This window comes from Arthrobacter sp. K5 (genome assembly GCF_040448525.1).
GTDB lineage: Bacteria > Actinomycetota > Actinomycetes > Actinomycetales > Micrococcaceae > Arthrobacter > Arthrobacter globiformis.
Genome location: NZ_CP159279.1, coordinates 2497982 through 2514113, shown reverse-complemented (window position 1 = coordinate 2514113; position 16132 = coordinate 2497982). Strand labels below are relative to the sequence as shown.

The following is a 16132-nucleotide window of genomic DNA, read 5'->3' as shown; positions in this document are numbered from 1 at the left end:
CGGGGCTTAAGTGTTCGTTCGGGCTTAACCAACAGAACGGCCCCGCTTCATTTCGGAAGCGGGGCCGTTCTTGGGTTTCGACAGGCTCAACCAGCGGGGTTTGGGCTGGCTCATCCAGCGGCGTCAGCCGCGGAGGCGCTCCATGCCGGGGTCGAACAGCGGTTCGGCGCTGACCGTGGCGGCGACGCGGCGGCCGAAGTACTCGATCTCCACGGCGTCACCCTCGGAAACCGCGGCGGGCAGCCAGGCGTAGGCGATCGGCTTGCGGATCGAGTAACCGTAGGCCGCGCTGGTGACGTACCCGGCCGCTACCCCGCCCACATATACGGGTTCCTTGCCCAGCACGATGGACGTGCCGTCGTCGACCGTCAGGCAGCGCAGCACCTTCTCCGCCGGCTGTTCCTTGCGGGCCGCCAAAGCCTCGGCCCCGACAAAGCCCACCTTGTCCTTGGCCACCGAGAAGCCCAGGCCCGACTGGTAGGGGTGGTGCTCGGTGGTCATGTCCGTGCCCCAGAGGCGGTAGCCCTTCTCCAGGCGCAGGCTGTTGAAGGCGCCTCGGCCGGCGGCGATGATGCCGTGCTCCCGGCCCGCCTCGAAGAGCAGGTCCCAGAGCTTGAGGCCGTATTCGGCGGTGGTGTACAGCTCCCAGCCGAGTTCGCCCACATAGGACAGGCGCATGGCGGTGACGGGGATGCCGCCCACCGAAATTTCCTTGGTGCGGAAGTACTTCAGGCCGTCATTGGTGAGGTCGTCGCTGCTGACCTTGCCGATCACTTCGCGCGCCAGGGGGCCCCACAGGCCGATGCAGCAGGTGCTGCCGGTGATGTCGGTGACGTGCACCCACTTCGCCGGATCAGCGGCCGACTGCTTACGGGCCTCAACGCGCAGGTAGTCGAAGTCCACGTTGCTGTTCACGCCGAGCTGGAAGTCTTCCTCCGCGAGCCGGGCGACGGTCACGTCACTGCGGATGCCGCCGTCGTGCTCCAGCAGCAGGCAGTAGGTGACCGCGCCGGGCTTCTTGGCGATGTTTCCGGTGCTCAGGCGGTGCAGCAGCTCCTGCGCGCCGGGTCCGTTGACGGCCAGGCGCTTCAGCGGCGTCATGTCGTAAAGCGCGACGGCGGTACGCGTCTTCCACGCTTCGGCCGCCGAAATGGGGGAGGAGAACATCGCGGCCCAGGGTTCGCGTTCCGGCGCCTGCCACTCTGCCGGCAGTTCGTCCAGCAGGGCACGGTTGGCCTCGAACCAGTGCGGCCGCTCCCAGGCTGCCGACTCGAGGAAGAAGGCGCCGAGTTCCTTCTGCCGGACGTTGAACGGGCTGACCCGCACGTCCCGCGGGGATTCCTTGGGCTGCAGCGGGTGCAGGACGTCGTAGATCTCCACGAAATTCTGCTGCGAGGTCTCGCTGACGTAGTCGTCGGAGGTCTGCACCTTCTCGAAGCGGCTGAGCTCTGTACCGTGCAGGTCGGTGCGGGAACGGCCCTCGGTGAGCAGCTCGGCCACGGCCTTGGCCACACCGGCGGAGTGCGTCACCCACACGGCCTCGGCAACGAAGAAGCCTGAGAGTTCCGGGGCTTCGCCGATCAGCGGGCCGCCGTCAGGGGTGAACGAGAAGATGCCGTTGAAGCCGTCCTCGATCTGGGTGGCGTGCAGGGCGGGCAGCAGGTCCTGGCAGTCCTCCCACGCGGGCGCGAAGTCCTCCAGGGTGAAATCAAGTCGCGACGGCATCCGGTGGTCGGACATTTCCTCCGCGCCGACGCGGGGCAGCTGTTCCATGTCCACCGGCATCGGCCGGTGGGCGTAGCTGCCGATGCCGATCCGGTCGCCGTGCTCGCGGAAGTACAGGTCGCGGTCCTGGTAGCGCAGGATGGGCTTCTGGGCGCCATTGGGCAGGTCGTTCACGCCCTGGAGTTCCTGCAGCGGCGTGGTCTTGACGTACTGGTGGGCCAGCGGCAGCAGGGGCACGTCCAGGCCCACCAGCTTGCCGAGCTCACGGCCCCAGAAACCTGCACAGGACACCACGATGTCGGCAGGAACCACGCCGGAGGACGTCTCGACGCCGGTGACCTTGCCGCCCCACTGGCTGATGCCGGTGACTGTGGTGGAGCCGAGGAAGGTCACGCCGCGCTCGCGGGAGCGTTCAATCAGCAACTGCACGGCACGGGCAGCCAGGGCCAGCCCGTCGGTGGGGATGAGCAGGCCGCCCAGGACCTCGCGGCCGCCGGTGAGCTTGCCGGTGTTCAGCAGCGGATAGATCTTTTCGCATTCATCAGCGTCGATAATCCGGCTTTCGACGCCCCAAGAGGTCATCACACCCATCTTGCGCTTCAGGTCGGCCAGGCGCTCGGGAGTGGTTGCCAGCTCCAGGCCGCCCACCTGGTTGAAGCAGGACTGGCCGTCCTTGCTCAGGGAGAGCAGCTTGTTGACCGTGTACGTGGCGAATTCGGTCATGGTCTTGGACGAGTTGTTCTGGAACACCAGGCCGGGGGCGTGCGACGTGGAGCCGCCGGCCAGTTCCAGTGGGCCCTGCTCGACGACGGTGATGTCGTTCCAGCCGCGGCTGGACAACTCGTCCGCGAGGTTGGTGCCGACGATGCCGGCTCCGATGATAACGACGCGTGGTGATGCGCTCATGGGGTGTGGTTCTCCTGGTTCGCGTTAGCGGAAAATTAGCGGAATACGACGGTGCGGGTCTTGTTGAGCAGGACGCGGTGCTGGCAGTGCCACTTCACGGCGCGGGAGAGCGCCTGGGTCTCCGCGTCCCGGCCCACCGTCACCAGTGCGTCCGGGTCAAGGGCGTGGTCCACCCGGAAGACCTCCTGCTCGATGATGGGACCTTCATCGAGGTCTGCGGTGACGTAGTGGGCCGTGGCACCGACCATTTTGACTCCGCGGTCGTAGGCCTGGTGGTACGGTTTCGCGCCCTTGAACCCGGGCAGGAACGAATGGTGGATGTTGATGGCCCGTCCGCGCAGCTGCCTGCACAGATCGTCCGACAGCACCTGCATATAGCGGGCCAGTACAACAAGATCGGCGTCGTATTCGGCCACCAGCTCCAGCAGCCGGGCCTCGGCCTCCGGCTTGGTGGCTGCCGTCACCGGCACGTGGATGAAGGGCAGGCCGGCAGCCTCGGCCATGGGCCGCAGGTCCTCGTGGTTGGAAACCACGACGGCGATCTCCGCACCCAGGCTGCCGGCCCGCCACCGGAAGATGAGGTCGTTCAGGCAGTGGCCGAACTTCGACACCATGACCAGCAGCCGCTGCGGGCGGCCGTCGTGGATGCTGAAGTCCATGCCGAACTCGCCGGCGACGGCTGCGAATTCGGCGGACAGGCTTTCGGCCGTCTGCTGGTCCCGTTCGATGAGCTTGTCGAAACCAAAGGCGGTGCGCAGGTAGAGCTTGCCGCTGACGTGGTCGTCGAACTGCTGGTGCTCCACGATGTCGAAGCCGCGGTCGGCCAGGAATGTGGTGATCGCGCGGACGATGCCCGGCCGTTCGGGACAGGCCAGGGTGAGGACAAATTCGGCATTGCGGGCTTTTGCCGGAGCACCGGAGTTGGCGGCGGTGGTGGCGGCGACCGCGGGCGCGCCTTCAAGGAGTGTGGACAAGGGGTGTCTCCTGGGTTGATGCAGACGTCGCTGCGGTTGTGGAGGTGACCCAAGCCGCGTTGCTTTGGTCACCGGACGGGCTTGCTTAGACGTGGCCGTTTACTGTCAGCCCGGGGGGAAGGTTGGGCTCCTCCTCAGACTCGATGACCATGATGTCGCCGTCCACAACGGTCACTTCGTGCGTGCGGACGGGGAGTTTGGCCGGCGGTGCGTCAACCTTTCCGGTCCGGAGGTTGAACTTGGAGGCGTGCAGCGGGCACTCGACCTCGCAGCCTTCCACCCAGCCGTCGGTCAGCGAGGCGTCCTGGTGGGTGCAGGTGTCGTCGATGGCGAAGAGCTCGCCCTCTTCGGTATGGAAGACGGCGATTGGCGGCGCTGTGTTCAGGCGCAGGGCTTCCCCTGGTGCCAGTTCGCTGAGCGGGCATGCCTTGTGCATGGGGGGCCTCTTTTCTGGTGTGGAAGGTATATATGGATGCTGCTGGCGGCGTGTTCCGTATAGCTCAACAGCCGTCGTAATATGCAACAGCGTGCTTTCGCTCACACTGTTTTGTCAAGGGCTAACGCCCCGATTACGCGCTCCTTCTTTAATGAGTCCCCGGCCCCTTGACAGGTACCGTGGCATGAATCACTGTGTTGCATATAGCGATTCTTGTTGCGCTAAAAGCAATTGAAAGAGGGTGAAGAAATGCAGACGCTTGCGATCGTGGGAGCCTCGCTGGCCGGACTTTCCGCCGCACGGGCAGCCCGCGCCCAAGGCTTCACCGGACGGCTCGTCATCATCGGCGATGAAGAGCACCGTCCGTACGACAGGCCGCCGCTCTCCAAGGACTTCCTGCTGGGATCCATTACGGCGGAGGACCTGTCCCTGGAAACCGAAACCGACGACCTCGACGCGGAATGGCTGCTGGGTACACGTGCGGTGTCCCTGGACGCTGATTCGAAAACCGTCAGCCTGGCCAACGGCCAGGTTGTCCAGGCCGATGGCATCGTCATAGCCACCGGTGCACGTGCCCGCCAACTGCCGGCCCTCGCCGGCTTGAGCAACGTCTTCTCCCTGCGCACCCTCGCCGATGCACAAAGCCTGGCGCCGGAACTGGTGCCCGGAAGCAAGATGGCCGTCATCGGGGCAGGCTTCGTCGGCGCCGAGGTTGCCTCTTCCGCCGCCTCCCGCGGGATGGACGTCACCCTGGTTGACACCAAGCCCGTACCGTTCGCCGCCCAGCTGGGCATGGAGATGGGCTCGGTGGTGGGCGGCCTGCACACCGCCAAAGGCGTCCGGCTCATCTCCTCGGCTGTAATTGAGGACTTCTACGCAGGCGAGGGAAATGTCACCGGCCTTCGGCTGGCCGACGGGACGTTCGTCGCCGCCGACGTTGTGGTGGTGGGCATCGGTGCGGAGCCGAACGTTGAATGGCTCGCCGGTTCCGGCGTGCAGGTCGACGGCGGCGTGCTGTGCGATGCGATGGGGCGCACCAACGTTCCGGGCATTGTGGCAGTGGGCGATTGCGCCGCCTGGTTCGACGCCGCTGTCGATCGGCACCGCAGGGTGGAGCACTGGACGGGCGCCCTGGAACGGGCGGCCCTGGCGGTTCAGGGGCTGCTCGATGACGACGCCCCGGCGCAGCCGCTCAAGCCCCCGTACTTCTGGTCGGACCAGCACGGCGTGAAGATCCAGTTCGCCGGGCACTCGGCCGGCTATGACCGTCTGGACGTCGAAGCGGGGGATGCTGCCGAGCATAGCCTGCTGGCCGTCTACTACCGGGATGACGTTCCTGTCGCCGTTCTGGGCATGAACCAGCCGCGGCTGTTCACCAAGTGGCGCAGGAGCCTGGTGCCGTCGGCACCCAAGCCGGCAGCCGCCGTCGTGCCCTCAGTTTTGACGCCGGCGGGCGGACCTGCCCTTGCCGGCGCCGCCGCGGGGCTTTAGCCCCCCACTCTTCTTGTCATTCGTGTTGTTTGTGTTGTTTTGTTAGGAGAACAAATTGTCTGTTGAGGTATCCACCCCGAGCCTGATCCCGACGCTGGGCGGGCACCTGTACACGGATCCGGCTATCTTCCGGGCCGAGCAGGAGCGTATTTTCGAGCAGATGTGGTTCTGCGCGATCCGGTCCGCGGACCTGGACAAGCCCGGGGCATGGCAGACGGTGCAGGTGGGCCGGGAAAGCGTGCTGATCTCGCGGACCCGCAAGGGCGAGATCCGGGCCTTCTACAACGTCTGCCGGCACCGCGGCGTGAAGCTGTGCATGGAGGAAAAGGGCGAAGCCGCCCGCAACTTCCAGTGCCCGTACCACGCCTGGACCTATGACTTCGAGGGCAAGCTGATCGCCGCCCCGAACCTGACCAAGATGCCCGACATCGACCGTGACGAGTACGGGCTGTCCAAGGTCCACATCCGCGAATACCTGGGCTACGTGTGGGTGTGCCTCGCCGAGGAGCCGCCGTCCTTCGAAGAAGAGGTGATGGGTGCGATCGAGGAACGCCTGGGCAACGTCCACGCCATTGACGGGTACGACGTGGCGAACCTGTCCGTGGGCCGCCGGATCCGCTATGACGTGAAGGCCAACTGGAAGCTCATCATTGAGAACTTCATGGAGTGCTACCACTGCGCCACGATCCACCCGGAACTGACCGAGGTCCTGCCGGAGTTCGCTGACGGCCTGGCCGCGCAGTACTTCGTGGGCCACGGTGCGGAGTTCGGTGAGGACATCAAGGGCTTCACCGTGGATGGCTCCGAGGGCCTGGACGTCATCCCGGGCGTGGCCGAGGACCAGGACCGGCGCTACTACGCGATCACGATCAAGCCGACCGTGTTCGTGAACCTGGTTCCGGACCACGTGATCATCCACCGCATGTTCCCGATGTCCGCAGACCACACGATCGTTGAATGCGACTGGCTGTACCTGCCCTCCGTGGTGGAGTCCGGCAAGGACGTCAGCGCCTCCGTTGAGCTGTTCCACCGCGTGAACATGCAGGACTTCGACGCGTGCGAGCGCTGCCAGCCGGGCATGGCCTCCAAGTCCTACGCCAAGGGCGGCGTGCTCGTCCCCAGCGAACACCACATCGGCGCTTTCCACGACTGGGTCCAGGAAAGGGTCGGCGACGTCCAGCTGTCCGGAGAAGCCCTGCTGGGCCTCACCGCGGACACCCCGCCGCTGGAGGAACGGGCCGAAACCCTGCAGCGCAAGGAGACCGCAAAGTCCTAGTCCGCTGATTGAGCCTGTCGAAATCTCGGCAGGCTCAATCAGGTTTCGACAGTGCTCAACCAGCGACCGGGGTCACCGGTGGGTGTAGCCCATTTTTCCGCTGATGTTCAGGCCGGCCTCCTGGAGGCCCTGGATCAGGCCGGGTGTGTTTTCCGGGTCGAAGCGGAAGGCGGGGCCGGAGATGCTGACGGACCCGATGACCGTCCCGAAGTGGTTATAGACGGGCACGGCAACCGCGGTCAGTCCGATCTCGAATTCCTCGTGGACAATTGCATAGCCGTTGTGGGATACGTCGAGGAGTTGGTTTTCCAAGGTGTCGCGGTCCGTGATGGTGCGCGGGGTGCGGGCCGGAAGGCCCGCCTCCTGGAGGATCCGGGAGCGTTCTTCAGCCGGCAGGGCTGCCAGCAGTACCTTGCCGCTGGAGGTGGCGTGGAGGGGTGTGAGGCTGCCCACCCAGTCCGATGTTGCCAGCGTTGACGGGCCCATGGCCTGGTCCACGTTCACCGCGTAGTTGGAGCGGAGGACAGCGAGGTTGACGGTTTCCTTGTACTGGTCTGCGAGGCTCTCCAGAATGGGGCGTGCCTCGTGGACCAGGCTCAGCCGGCCCGGAATGGAGCTGGCCAGCCGCAGGATCCCAAAGCCCAACTGATACTTGCCGCGGTCGTTGTTCTGCCGCACAATCTCCCTGGACACCAGCGATCCGAGCAGCCGCGAGACGGTGGACTTGTGGACCCCCATTTCGTCCGCGATGTCGCTGACGCCCGCGTGACCGTCCCTGGCGAGGATCTCCAGGATCTGGAGGGCGCGGTCCACGGACTGGACGCCTCCGCCTTGGGCGTCCGGATCCCTGCCGGTCCCTACTTCGTCTCTTGCAGCCATCAGAGGTGCTCCCGTGTTGTCGCTGTGACCAGCGGTCAGGCTCTGCGCCTTCCAGCCTGCTTCACACGTTCGATCCTAGACTGCGGCGGACACCGCGGCGTCATTTTCCTGAACACAACGTTTATTTCGCGCACGCAGCGGAGGCCGTGCCACGCGGCAGTCCGCCCAAATCTATGTGCCGGCCAGCCTATGTGCCGGCCAGCGGCGGCCGCAGCTCCGGACGCCACGGGAGCGCAAAAGCCGGAACCGGCTCACCCGGCTGGACGCCGCGGGACGGAACCACCATGACGCCGTCGGCAGTGGCCAGTCCGCGCATCATTCCGGGGCCTGTGTAGTCGACGGGAGCCGCCAGGTCCTGGATCCAGCGGAAGGGCATGAGCCGGGTGGACGCGCGGTGTGCGTCGATGATGGTGCCGCACGGCACCGGGCTGATGCCGGGTATTGGCTGGTGGCCGAGGGCAGCCAGCAGCGGACCGCCCACGGTGAAGAGCGCCATTAGGGCGGCGAGCGGATTCCCGGGAAGCCCGACGACGAACCGGCCATTGGGCAGTTTGCCCATGGCGGCGGGATGGCCGGGTCGCATGGCGATGCCGTCGATGAGGAGCCGCCCGCCGAGCGCCAGCACGGCATTTCGGAAATGGTCCGCGCCTGAACGTCCTGTGCCGCCGGTGGTCACGACGACATCGGGCCACTGCCCCATCGGAGCCTCGGAGGCGCCCAGCGCCGTGAGCCATTCCTCGTAGGAGTCCCCGATCCGGACCAGTGGTCCCGGGGTGCCGCCAAGCATCTGGATGACAGTGCTGAGCTGGGGCCCGAAGGCATCCCTGACCTGGCCCGGTGCCGGGAGCCTGGCCGCGACCACCTCTGAGCCGGTAACCAGCATCTTGACCAGGGGCTTGCCGCGCACCGTCAGTTGGTCGAATCCGGCGACGGCGGCCAGCGCGATATGCGCAGGGTTCAAGGTTGTCCCGGCGGGGATCAGCACCTCGCCGGCTGCTGATTCCTCGCCCGATTTGCGGATGTGCTGGCCCGGACGGGGTTCGCCGGGGGATGCTCCCTCGCCCAGCATCAGCATGACCTGGCCGGCTGCGTTGGTGCCAAGCCGTCCGCTCTCCACCCGGAGCACCGCCTGGGCGCCCGGAGGAATGACGCCGCCGGTGACTACGGGGCTTGCCTCTCCGCTGTGGAGGGGCTGTCCCGCTTCCGTCAATACCCAGGGGCCGTCACCACTGACCGTCCAGCCGTCCATGGCGGATGAGGCGTAGTGGGGCATCTCCTGAAGCGCGACGACGTCCGCTGCCAGGGTTCTGCCGGTCGCCTCCCCGAGGGGCATACTCTCTGGTCCAAGGGGCCCGGCGCAGTCGAAGGCCAAACGGCGCGCGTCATCCCACGTGAGCTCCCCGTGGGCGTCTCGCCCGTTATCCTTGCCCGGTCTGTCGACCGATTGCAAGGCTGGAGCTACCACTGGCCGTCCCCTCGTTGGATGGTTCGTTTCCCGAAAGCGGTGCTTCGGCGCTTACCTCCCCAGGTATTTCAGGCCTCCGAAACACCGTTTACGGGAAACGAAACTGCTTGTGCCCGGCGGACGCGGGCCGGGCGCCGCATCGTCGGCGATCGAACTGATATTCCAAATATAGCGTAAAGATATATCAGTACGGAAGGGCTGCAGGCACCTGATTTTCCGCGGTTTTGATTCGTGCCGGTTCCAGCCGCACCACGACGGATTTGGACGTCGGGGTTCCACTGGTGTCAGCGACGGAGTCGAGCGGCACCAGCACGTTGGTTTCCGGGTAGTACGCGGCTGCGCAGCCCTTCGGCGTCGAGTAGCTGACGATGCGGAAGTTCTCTGCCCTGCGTTCTGTACCCCGGAACTCAGAGACCAGGTCCACCATGTCGCCGTCGGCATAGCCCAGCTCGGTGACGTCGGCCTCGTTGACCAGCACTACGCGCCGGCCTCCGTGGATTCCGCGGTACCGATCGTCCTTTCCATAAATGGTGGTGTTGTACTGGTCGTGCGAACGCAGGGTCTGCAGGATCAGCCGGCCGGGCGGGACCCGAAGGTACTCCAGGGCATTGGAGGTGAAGTGCGCCTTACCGGATGGGGTCTTGAATTCCCTGCTGTCGCGTGGCGGGTGGGGCAGCACGAAGCCGCCGGGGTGCTGGATTCTCTCCTCGAAATTCTCGAATCCATCGATGACAGCCTCGATGTGCTCCCTGATCAGGGAATAGTCGTCCCGGAGCGAGAGCCAGTCGGCCGCCGGAGTGCCGGGAAGGGGGTGGCCGTCGGCGTCCGTGAACACCCTGTGCGCGAGGTTGCAGACGATGGCCACCTCGGACATCAGGTGCTCGCTGGCTGGCTTCAGCCGGCCGCGGGATGCGTGAACAGCGCTCATGGAGTCCTCCACGGTGACCCTTTGGTCACCGGAGCGCTGGGTATCCCGCTCGGTGCGGCCCAGCGTTGGGAGAATCAGGGCGCGTTTGCCTGTCGACAGGTGCGAATGGTTCAGTTTCGTCGAGATCTGTACGGTCAGCCGGGTATTCGCCAGGGCCTTCTCGGTGGCATCCGAGTCCGGAGCCGCCCGCACGAAGTTCCCGCCCATGCCTACGAACAGCCTGACCTTGCCGTCCCGCATCGCCCGGATTGCGGCGACGGTGTCATAGCCGTGCGCCCGGGGTGAACGGAAGTGGAATTCCTGGTCCAGCCGGTCGTGGAAGGCATCGGGCATCCGTTCGAAGATGCCCATGGTCCGGTCGCCCTGGACATTGGAGTGTCCGCGCACCGGGCAGACTCCCGCTCCGGGCTTGCCGATGTTGCCCTGAAGCAGCAGGACGTTGACCACGTCGCGAAGGGTGGGCACTGAGTGCTTGTGCTGCGTCAGGCCCATCGCCCAGCAGACGATGGTGGATCCCGAGGCCAGGAGCCGTTCACCGGTGGCGTTGATCTGCTCCATGGTCAGGCCGGTCGCCTCGACGATGTCGTCCCACTCCACCTGTTCCAGCTGCGAAAGGTAGGACTCAAGGCCCACCGTTTGCTGCCTGATGAAGTCGTGGTCAAAAACCGTGGACAGGCCAGGGGTGTTCCTGCCTGCACGTTCCGCGTCCAGCAGGTATTTCCCGAGGCCCTGGAAGAGTGCCTGGTCCCCGCCGGCCCGGATCTGCAGGAAGTCATCGGTCAGCTGCGTGCCCACCAGCGTTCCCGCGATGGTCTGCGGGTTCTCGAAATAAAGGAGTCCGGCCTCGGGGAGCGGGTTGATGGAGACGATGGCGGCGCCGTTTTTCTTGGCCTTCTCCAAAGCGCTGAGCATGCGCGGGTGGTTCGTTCCCGGGTTCTGGCCCGCCACGAAGATGAGGGACGCCGTCTCCAGATCCTTGAGGCTGACCGAACCCTTGCCGATGCCTATGGTCTCCACCAGCGCCGACCCGGATGACTCGTGGCACATATTTGAACAGTCCGGAAGATTGTTCGTGCCCACGCCGCGGACGAGGAGCTGGTACACGAACGCTGCCTCGTTGGAGGTCCTGCCGGACGTGTAGAAGACGCTCTGGTCGGGGTGGTCCATGTCCCTGAGTTCCTGGGCGATGAGCTCCAGCGCGTCGTCCCAGCCGATGGGCCTGTAGTGGGTTGCTCCCTCATCCAGGACCATCGGGTGGGTCAGCCGCCCCTGCTGCCCCAGCCAGTAGTCATCACGGGTTTTGAGGTCGGCGACGGAATGCCGGGCGAAAAACTCCGGGCTGACGCGGCGGCGGGTAGCCTCCTCCGCCACGGCTTTTGCCCCGTTCTCGCAGAATTCCGCGGCATTGCGCTTCTCATGTTCCGGCCAGGCGCAGCCCATGCAGTCGAATCCGTCTACCTGGTTGACTGCCATCAGGGTCTGGACGCTGCGCAGCGGACCCATCTGCTCGAGGGAGATTTTCAGCGCGTTCGCCACCGCGGGGATGCCCACGGCCTTGGTTTTGGGTTTGCTGACGGTCAGCTGTGACTCGTCGATATTGTTGCGGGGGGCTTTCGAGGCCATTGGAATTTCCTTTGGATCTGTGGCGGGCAGTGCGGGCGTGCGCTGCCTAGGGGGCTTCGACCGTGATGGTGTCGCCGTTCTCGCGGAAGAACATGCGACGGCCGCCCCCGGAGGCGCGAAGCAGCCAGATGATGTTGCCGTCCTCGGTCAGGTCGTCGATCCAGCCGCTGTGGGGAACCGTGTACGACTCCAGCACGGTGACGAAGTCGCCTGGCATGAGCGCGGTCCAGTCCGCCACGACCGTGGTGCCGGTGGGCCGCGGCGCAGTGCTGCCTGCCATCAGTGCCCCCGGTTACCGCGTGAGCGCAGGCGCGCTGGTTGCGCGCGACTGTTCGCGCGCCGCCTCGGCGGTGTGGAGAAGGAGCAGCGCGGTGGTGACTGAGCCCACGCCGCCGGGGACCGGTGTCAGCGCGGCAGCGACCGGACGGACGCTGGCTTCGTCGACGTCGCCCGTGAGTGAGCCATCGGAGAGCACGTTGGTTCCCACATCGATGACCACTGAATGTTCCGCAACGTCCGCCCCGGTGAGCAGCCCGGTCCGGCCCGCCGCAACAACCACGACGTCGGCCGTCTTGGTGTATGTCCCGAGGGCGCCGGACTTCGAGTGGCAGACCGTTGTGGTGGCGTCCTTCTGCAGCAGCAGCAGGGAGAGCGGCTTGCCAACGACCGTGGAACGGCCCACGACCACCACGTTGCGGCCTGCCACCGGGATTTCGAAGTGGTCCAGGATTTCCACCACGGCGCGTGCCGTGGCCGGGGCAAAGGCACGTTCCCCGACGGCGAGAAGCCCGAGGCTCAGCGGGTTCGCCCCGTCGATGTCCTTTTCCGGAGCGATGTACTTCACCAGCTCCTGGGTTCTGACGCCCGGAGGCAGGGGAGTCTGCAGGATGATGCCGTTGACGGAAAGCTCTGCGCTGAGGTCCTTCAACACGGCGATGAGCACCTGTTCGGTCGCGTCATGGCCGACGTCGATAATCCTGCAGTTGATGCCCGCGGCTTCGGCGGCGCGCTCGATTGAGCGCACGTACCAGTGCGTTGAGCTGTCCTCGGTCGCAACCACGACGGCGAGGGTTGGGCAGGTGCCCTCTTCGGCGAGGACTTTGGCTTCGGTCTGGGCCTGCTGCTGGATCAGTTTGGCGAGGGGTTTGCCGGAGAGCAGGGATGCCGTCATCGGAGGATCCTTTCCCGTACCTGGCGCGAGAGGGAGTCAGCTGCCAGCACGACTTTTACTTCGAGTCCGTCAGTTTGTTCAGCCAGTGCTGCGCGCACCTGGGCGTTCTTGATGGCGACGACGTTGATGTCGATGTTGACCCGCGCCGTGGTCGCTGCTGCCCGGGCCGCGTCGGCTGCGGCGGCAATGTCGCTGATGACATTGGGGTTCGCAATATCCAGAAGTTCGGCTGCGAGATCCACGACGGCGCCGGACAGCTTGATCAGCCGGGCTGGCGGTTCGGCGGCCTGGCAAAGCGCGTCGTCGATGGCGGCTGCGCGGGCCTCACGCTCAGCGTCGCTTTCGGCCGGCAGCTTGTACGAAGCGATCACAGCTTTGAAGGCGGCTTCGTCGGCGTCGGCCAGCCCCAGCGTCTCACCTACGAGTTGGTCGGCGGCGGCAATGATTCTGGACGTCGTCTCAACGTGCTGCTCATATTTGCCGCCGGTGCTGAAGCGCGCCACCATCGCCACCAGGGCCGCACCCTGTGCCGCGTGGAGCGCTGCGGCAGCGCCGCCGCCGGGCGTGGGCTTCCGGGCGGCAAGCCGGCCGAGGTAGTCATTAATTGTTTCTGAACCGATCATTTGTCCATTCCTGGGCTGATAGGGGCTGGAGCGGAAGGGGGCTGCACGCAGCCCGGCTCCCGTTGCGAGGATGAGCCGGGCTGCGTGTCCCCGAAGGGCCCTGCGGGCTGCTTAGCCGCGGAGCCTGGTCATTTTCGGGTCGTACAGCGGGTCTTCTGTGACGGTGGCGGTGATGCGCCGTCCGAAGTATTCGATGTCGACGGAGTCGCCGACCGAGACGGTGCCCGGCAGGTAGGAGTAGGCGATGGGTTTGGCCACGGTGTACCCGTAGGCGGCGCTGGTGACGTAGCCGACGGCCTGTTCCTTGTAGAAGACGGGTTCCTTGCCGAGGACGATGGACCGGCCGTCGTCGATGGTCAGGCAGCGCAGCCGGCGGGCCGAGCCCTCTTCGGTCCGGCCTTCGAGCGCGCCCTTGCCGATGAAGCTTTCCTTGGCCATCTTGACGGCGAATCCGAGCCCTGCTTCGAAGGGGTCGTGCTCCGTGGTCATGTCGGTTCCCCAGGAGCGGTAGCCCTTTTCCAGGCGCAGGGAGCTGAATGCCGCCCGGCCGGCGGCGATGACTCCGAAGGGCTGTCCTGCCTGCCAGAGCGCGTCCCAGAGCCGCTGTCCGTTGTCCGCGGAGGTGTAGAGCTCCCAGCCGAGTTCGCCGACGTAGGAAAGCCGCATGGCCGTGACCGGGATGCCGCCGATGACAACGTTCTTGGCGCGGAAGTACTTTAGGCCGTCGTTGGTGAAGTCGTCGTCGCTGACCTTGCCGACGAGGTCGCGGGCCAGGGGGCCCCAGAGGCCGATGCAGCAGGTGCCGCCGGTGGTGTCCCGGACCTGCACCCAGTCGGAAGCGGAGCCGCTTTGGGTCTGGTGCCGGGCTGCCCTGGTGAAGTAGGCGGTGTCGATGTTGCCGTTGGCGCCGAGTTGGAAGGTGTCTTCGCTCAGGCGGGCCACCGTGATGTCGCTTCGCACGCCGCCGGCGTGGTCGAGCAGCAGGGTGTAGGTGACGGCGCCGGGCTTCTTGTTCAGGTCCGCCGTCGTCAGTTCCTGCAGGAGCTTCAGCGCGCCGGGGCCGGAGATTTCCAGGCGCTTCAGCGGCGTCATGTCGTACATGGCCACGGCGGTGCGGGTTTTCCAGGCTTCGGCGGCGGCGATCGGGGAGCTGAACATGTTGGCCCAGGCGTCCCGGGCCGGCGGCAGCCAGTTGGCGGGCATGTCTTTCAGGAGTGCGGCGTTGGCTTCGAACCAGTAGGGCCGTTCCCAGCCGCCGGATTCCAGGAAGAACGCGCCGAGTTCTTTGTGCCGGGCGTGGAAGGGGCTCACGCGCAGGTTGCGGGGGGACAGTTTGGGCTGGAGCGGGTGCAGGACGTCGTAGATTTCCACGAAGTTCTGCTGTGAGGTTTCGCTGACGTATTCGGGGGTGAGCTGGACGTCCTCGAAGCGGGTGATGTCGCACTCGCCGAGGTCGGTCTCGGACCGGCCGGTGGTCAGCAGTTCGGCCATGGCCTTGGCCACGCCGGCGGAGTGCGTGACCCAGACGGCTTCGGCGACGTAGAAGCCATCGAGTTCCTTGGATTCGCCAAGGAGCGGCCCGCCGTCGGGGGTGAAGGAGAAGATGCCGTTGAAGCCGTCCTCGATCTCGCTGTCAGCCAGCGCGGGCAGGAGCTGCTTGGTGGCCTCCCAGGCCGGCAGGAAGTCCTCCAGGGTGAAGTCCAGGCGGGAGGGCATGTGGTGTTCGCTGACGGTCTCGGGCGCGTAGGCGCCCAGGGTGTCGACGTCGACGGGCATGGGCCGGTGGGCGTAGGAGCCGATGCCGTACCGGTCCCCGTGTTCGCGGTAGTAGAGGTCCTGGTCCTGGTGGCGCAGGATCGGCAGCCGGGCCCCGTTCGGCTGGTCGTTCTTGCCCTGCTGCGCCGGTACCGGGGTGGTTTTTACGTACTGGTGGGCCAGCGGGAGCAGGGGAACGGCCATGCCGATCATGGCCCCGATCTTCGCGCCCCAGAACCCGGCGCAGGACACCACGATATCGGCCGGGATCACGCCGTCGGCGGTCTGCACGCCCGTCACCCGGCCTCCGGACTGCTCAATGCCCGTCACGGTGGTCGAAGCGCGGTATGTGACCCCGGCGGACTCGGTGCGTTTGATCAGCAGCTGCACCGCACGGGCGGCGCTGGCCAGGCCATCGCTGGGCACGTGGAGGCCGCCCAGGATGTTCTCCCCGTCCAGGAGCGGGTACAGCTCCTGGCACTCGGCCGGGGACAGGAGGCGCCCTTCGATGCCCCAGGCGGCGGCGTAGCCGAGTTTGCGCTTCAGGTCAGCGAGGCGGGTTTCGGTGGTGGCCACTTCCAGGCCACCGACCTGGTTGAAGCAGCTCACCCCGTCCTCGGTCAGCGACAGCAGCTTCTCCACCGTGTACTTGGCGAAAGAGGCCATGGTCTTGGAGGGGTTGGTCTGGAAAACCAGGCCCGGGGCATGGGACGTGGACCCGCCGGGCATATTCAAGGGCCCCTGGTCCAGGACAGTGATGTTGTTCCAGCCCCGGGTGACCAGCTCGTCGGCCAGGTTCGTACCGACAATGCCGGCTCCAATAATGACAATACGCGGCGTCGATGCCATGCGGTTCTCCTGCAGATTTAGGTAGTGGGCG

General features: G+C 65.9%; 12 protein-coding genes. 2 read left to right on the top strand and 10 right to left on the bottom strand.

Annotation, left to right across the window (positions count from 1 at the left end):
* Positions 1 to 123: 123 nt before the first annotated feature.
* From ABRP34_RS11410 to ABRP34_RS11400, 3 genes are all read right to left on the bottom strand, one after another.
* Positions 124 to 2631: an FAD-dependent oxidoreductase gene (locus tag ABRP34_RS11410; RefSeq protein WP_003798225.1), complete on the bottom strand. Its 2508-nt coding sequence runs from the start codon at positions 2629 to 2631 to the stop codon at positions 124 to 126.
* Positions 2632 to 2666: 35 nt separating this feature from the next.
* Positions 2667 to 3605: a formyltetrahydrofolate deformylase gene (gene purU / locus ABRP34_RS11405; RefSeq protein ID WP_353710276.1), complete on the bottom strand. Its 939-nt coding sequence runs from the start codon at positions 3603 to 3605 to the stop codon at positions 2667 to 2669.
* Between the two features lie 85 nt (positions 3606 to 3690).
* Positions 3691 to 4041, bottom strand: coding sequence for a bifunctional 3-phenylpropionate/cinnamic acid dioxygenase ferredoxin subunit (locus tag ABRP34_RS11400; RefSeq protein ID WP_003798219.1), 351 nt, complete (start codon positions 4039 to 4041; stop codon positions 3691 to 3693).
* A 249-nt stretch (positions 4042 to 4290) separates the two neighbouring features.
* Here ABRP34_RS11400 and ABRP34_RS11395 point away from each other — a divergent pair, with 249 nt between their 5' ends.
* Both ABRP34_RS11395 and ABRP34_RS11390 read left to right on the top strand, forming a co-directional pair.
* Positions 4291 to 5532, top strand: coding sequence for an FAD-dependent oxidoreductase (locus ABRP34_RS11395; RefSeq protein WP_003798217.1), 1242 nt, complete (start codon positions 4291 to 4293; stop codon positions 5530 to 5532).
* Positions 5533 to 5587: 55 nt separating this feature from the next.
* A complete protein-coding gene (locus tag ABRP34_RS11390; RefSeq protein WP_353710275.1) occupies positions 5588 to 6808 on the top strand; it encodes an aromatic ring-hydroxylating dioxygenase subunit alpha in 1221 nt (406 codons plus the stop codon).
* 72 nt (positions 6809 to 6880) lie between these two features.
* Here the strand turns inward: ABRP34_RS11390 and ABRP34_RS11385 are convergent, their stop codons facing one another.
* From ABRP34_RS11385 to ABRP34_RS11355, 7 genes are all read right to left on the bottom strand, one after another.
* Entirely contained in the window at positions 6881 to 7687 is an 807-nt protein-coding gene (locus ABRP34_RS11385; RefSeq protein ID WP_353710274.1) for an IclR family transcriptional regulator, read from the bottom strand.
* 187 nt (positions 7688 to 7874) lie between these two features.
* On the bottom strand, positions 7875 to 9137 hold the full coding sequence (locus ABRP34_RS11380) for a molybdopterin molybdotransferase MoeA (protein ID WP_353713351.1): 1263 nt from the start codon (positions 9135 to 9137) through the stop codon (positions 7875 to 7877).
* Between the two features lie 199 nt (positions 9138 to 9336).
* Complete coding sequence (locus tag ABRP34_RS11375) at positions 9337 to 11703, bottom strand: FdhF/YdeP family oxidoreductase (protein ID WP_353710273.1); 2367 nt, start codon at positions 11701 to 11703, stop codon at positions 9337 to 9339.
* Positions 11704 to 11749: 46 nt separating this feature from the next.
* The gene (locus ABRP34_RS11370; RefSeq protein WP_353710272.1) at positions 11750 to 11983 is read right to left on the bottom strand and encodes a hypothetical protein; all 234 of its coding nucleotides are present in this window, start codon (positions 11981 to 11983) and stop codon (positions 11750 to 11752) included.
* Between the two features lie 12 nt (positions 11984 to 11995).
* Positions 11996 to 12874: a bifunctional 5,10-methylenetetrahydrofolate dehydrogenase/5,10-methenyltetrahydrofolate cyclohydrolase gene (locus ABRP34_RS11365; protein ID WP_353710271.1), complete on the bottom strand. Its 879-nt coding sequence runs from the start codon at positions 12872 to 12874 to the stop codon at positions 11996 to 11998.
* The gene (locus tag ABRP34_RS11360) at positions 12871 to 13497 is read right to left on the bottom strand and encodes a cyclodeaminase/cyclohydrolase family protein (RefSeq protein WP_353710270.1); all 627 of its coding nucleotides are present in this window, start codon (positions 13495 to 13497) and stop codon (positions 12871 to 12873) included. The genes ABRP34_RS11365 and ABRP34_RS11360 overlap by 4 nt, the downstream gene beginning before the upstream one ends.
* Positions 13498 to 13608: 111 nt before the next feature.
* Positions 13609 to 16101, bottom strand: coding sequence for an FAD-dependent oxidoreductase (locus ABRP34_RS11355; protein ID WP_353710269.1), 2493 nt, complete (start codon positions 16099 to 16101; stop codon positions 13609 to 13611).
* Positions 16102 to 16132 lie beyond the last annotated feature (31 nt).

Excerpts from the sequence above, each read along its gene's own strand:
- ABRP34_RS11410 (WP_003798225.1), bottom strand. The coding sequence starts at position 2,631 with ATGAGCGCATCACCACGCGTCGTTATCATCGGAGCCGGCATCGTCGGC.
- ABRP34_RS11400 (WP_003798219.1), bottom strand. The coding sequence starts at position 4,041 with ATGCACAAGGCATGCCCGCTCAGCGAACTGGCACCAGGGGAAGCCCTG.
- ABRP34_RS11395 (WP_003798217.1), top strand. The coding sequence starts at position 4,291 with ATGCAGACGCTTGCGATCGTGGGAGCCTCGCTGGCCGGACTTTCCGCC.
- ABRP34_RS11385 (WP_353710274.1), bottom strand. The coding sequence starts at position 7,687 with ATGGCTGCAAGAGACGAAGTAGGGACCGGCAGGGATCCGGACGCCCAA.
- ABRP34_RS11375 (WP_353710273.1), bottom strand. The coding sequence starts at position 11,703 with ATGGCCTCGAAAGCCCCCCGCAACAATATCGACGAGTCACAGCTGACC.
- ABRP34_RS11370 (WP_353710272.1), bottom strand. The coding sequence starts at position 11,983 with ATGGCAGGCAGCACTGCGCCGCGGCCCACCGGCACCACGGTCGTGGCG.
- ABRP34_RS11365 (WP_353710271.1), bottom strand. The coding sequence starts at position 12,874 with ATGACGGCATCCCTGCTCTCCGGCAAACCCCTCGCCAAACTGATCCAG.
- ABRP34_RS11360 (WP_353710270.1), bottom strand. The coding sequence starts at position 13,497 with ATGATCGGTTCAGAAACAATTAATGACTACCTCGGCCGGCTTGCCGCC.
- ABRP34_RS11355 (WP_353710269.1), bottom strand. The coding sequence starts at position 16,101 with ATGGCATCGACGCCGCGTATTGTCATTATTGGAGCCGGCATTGTCGGT.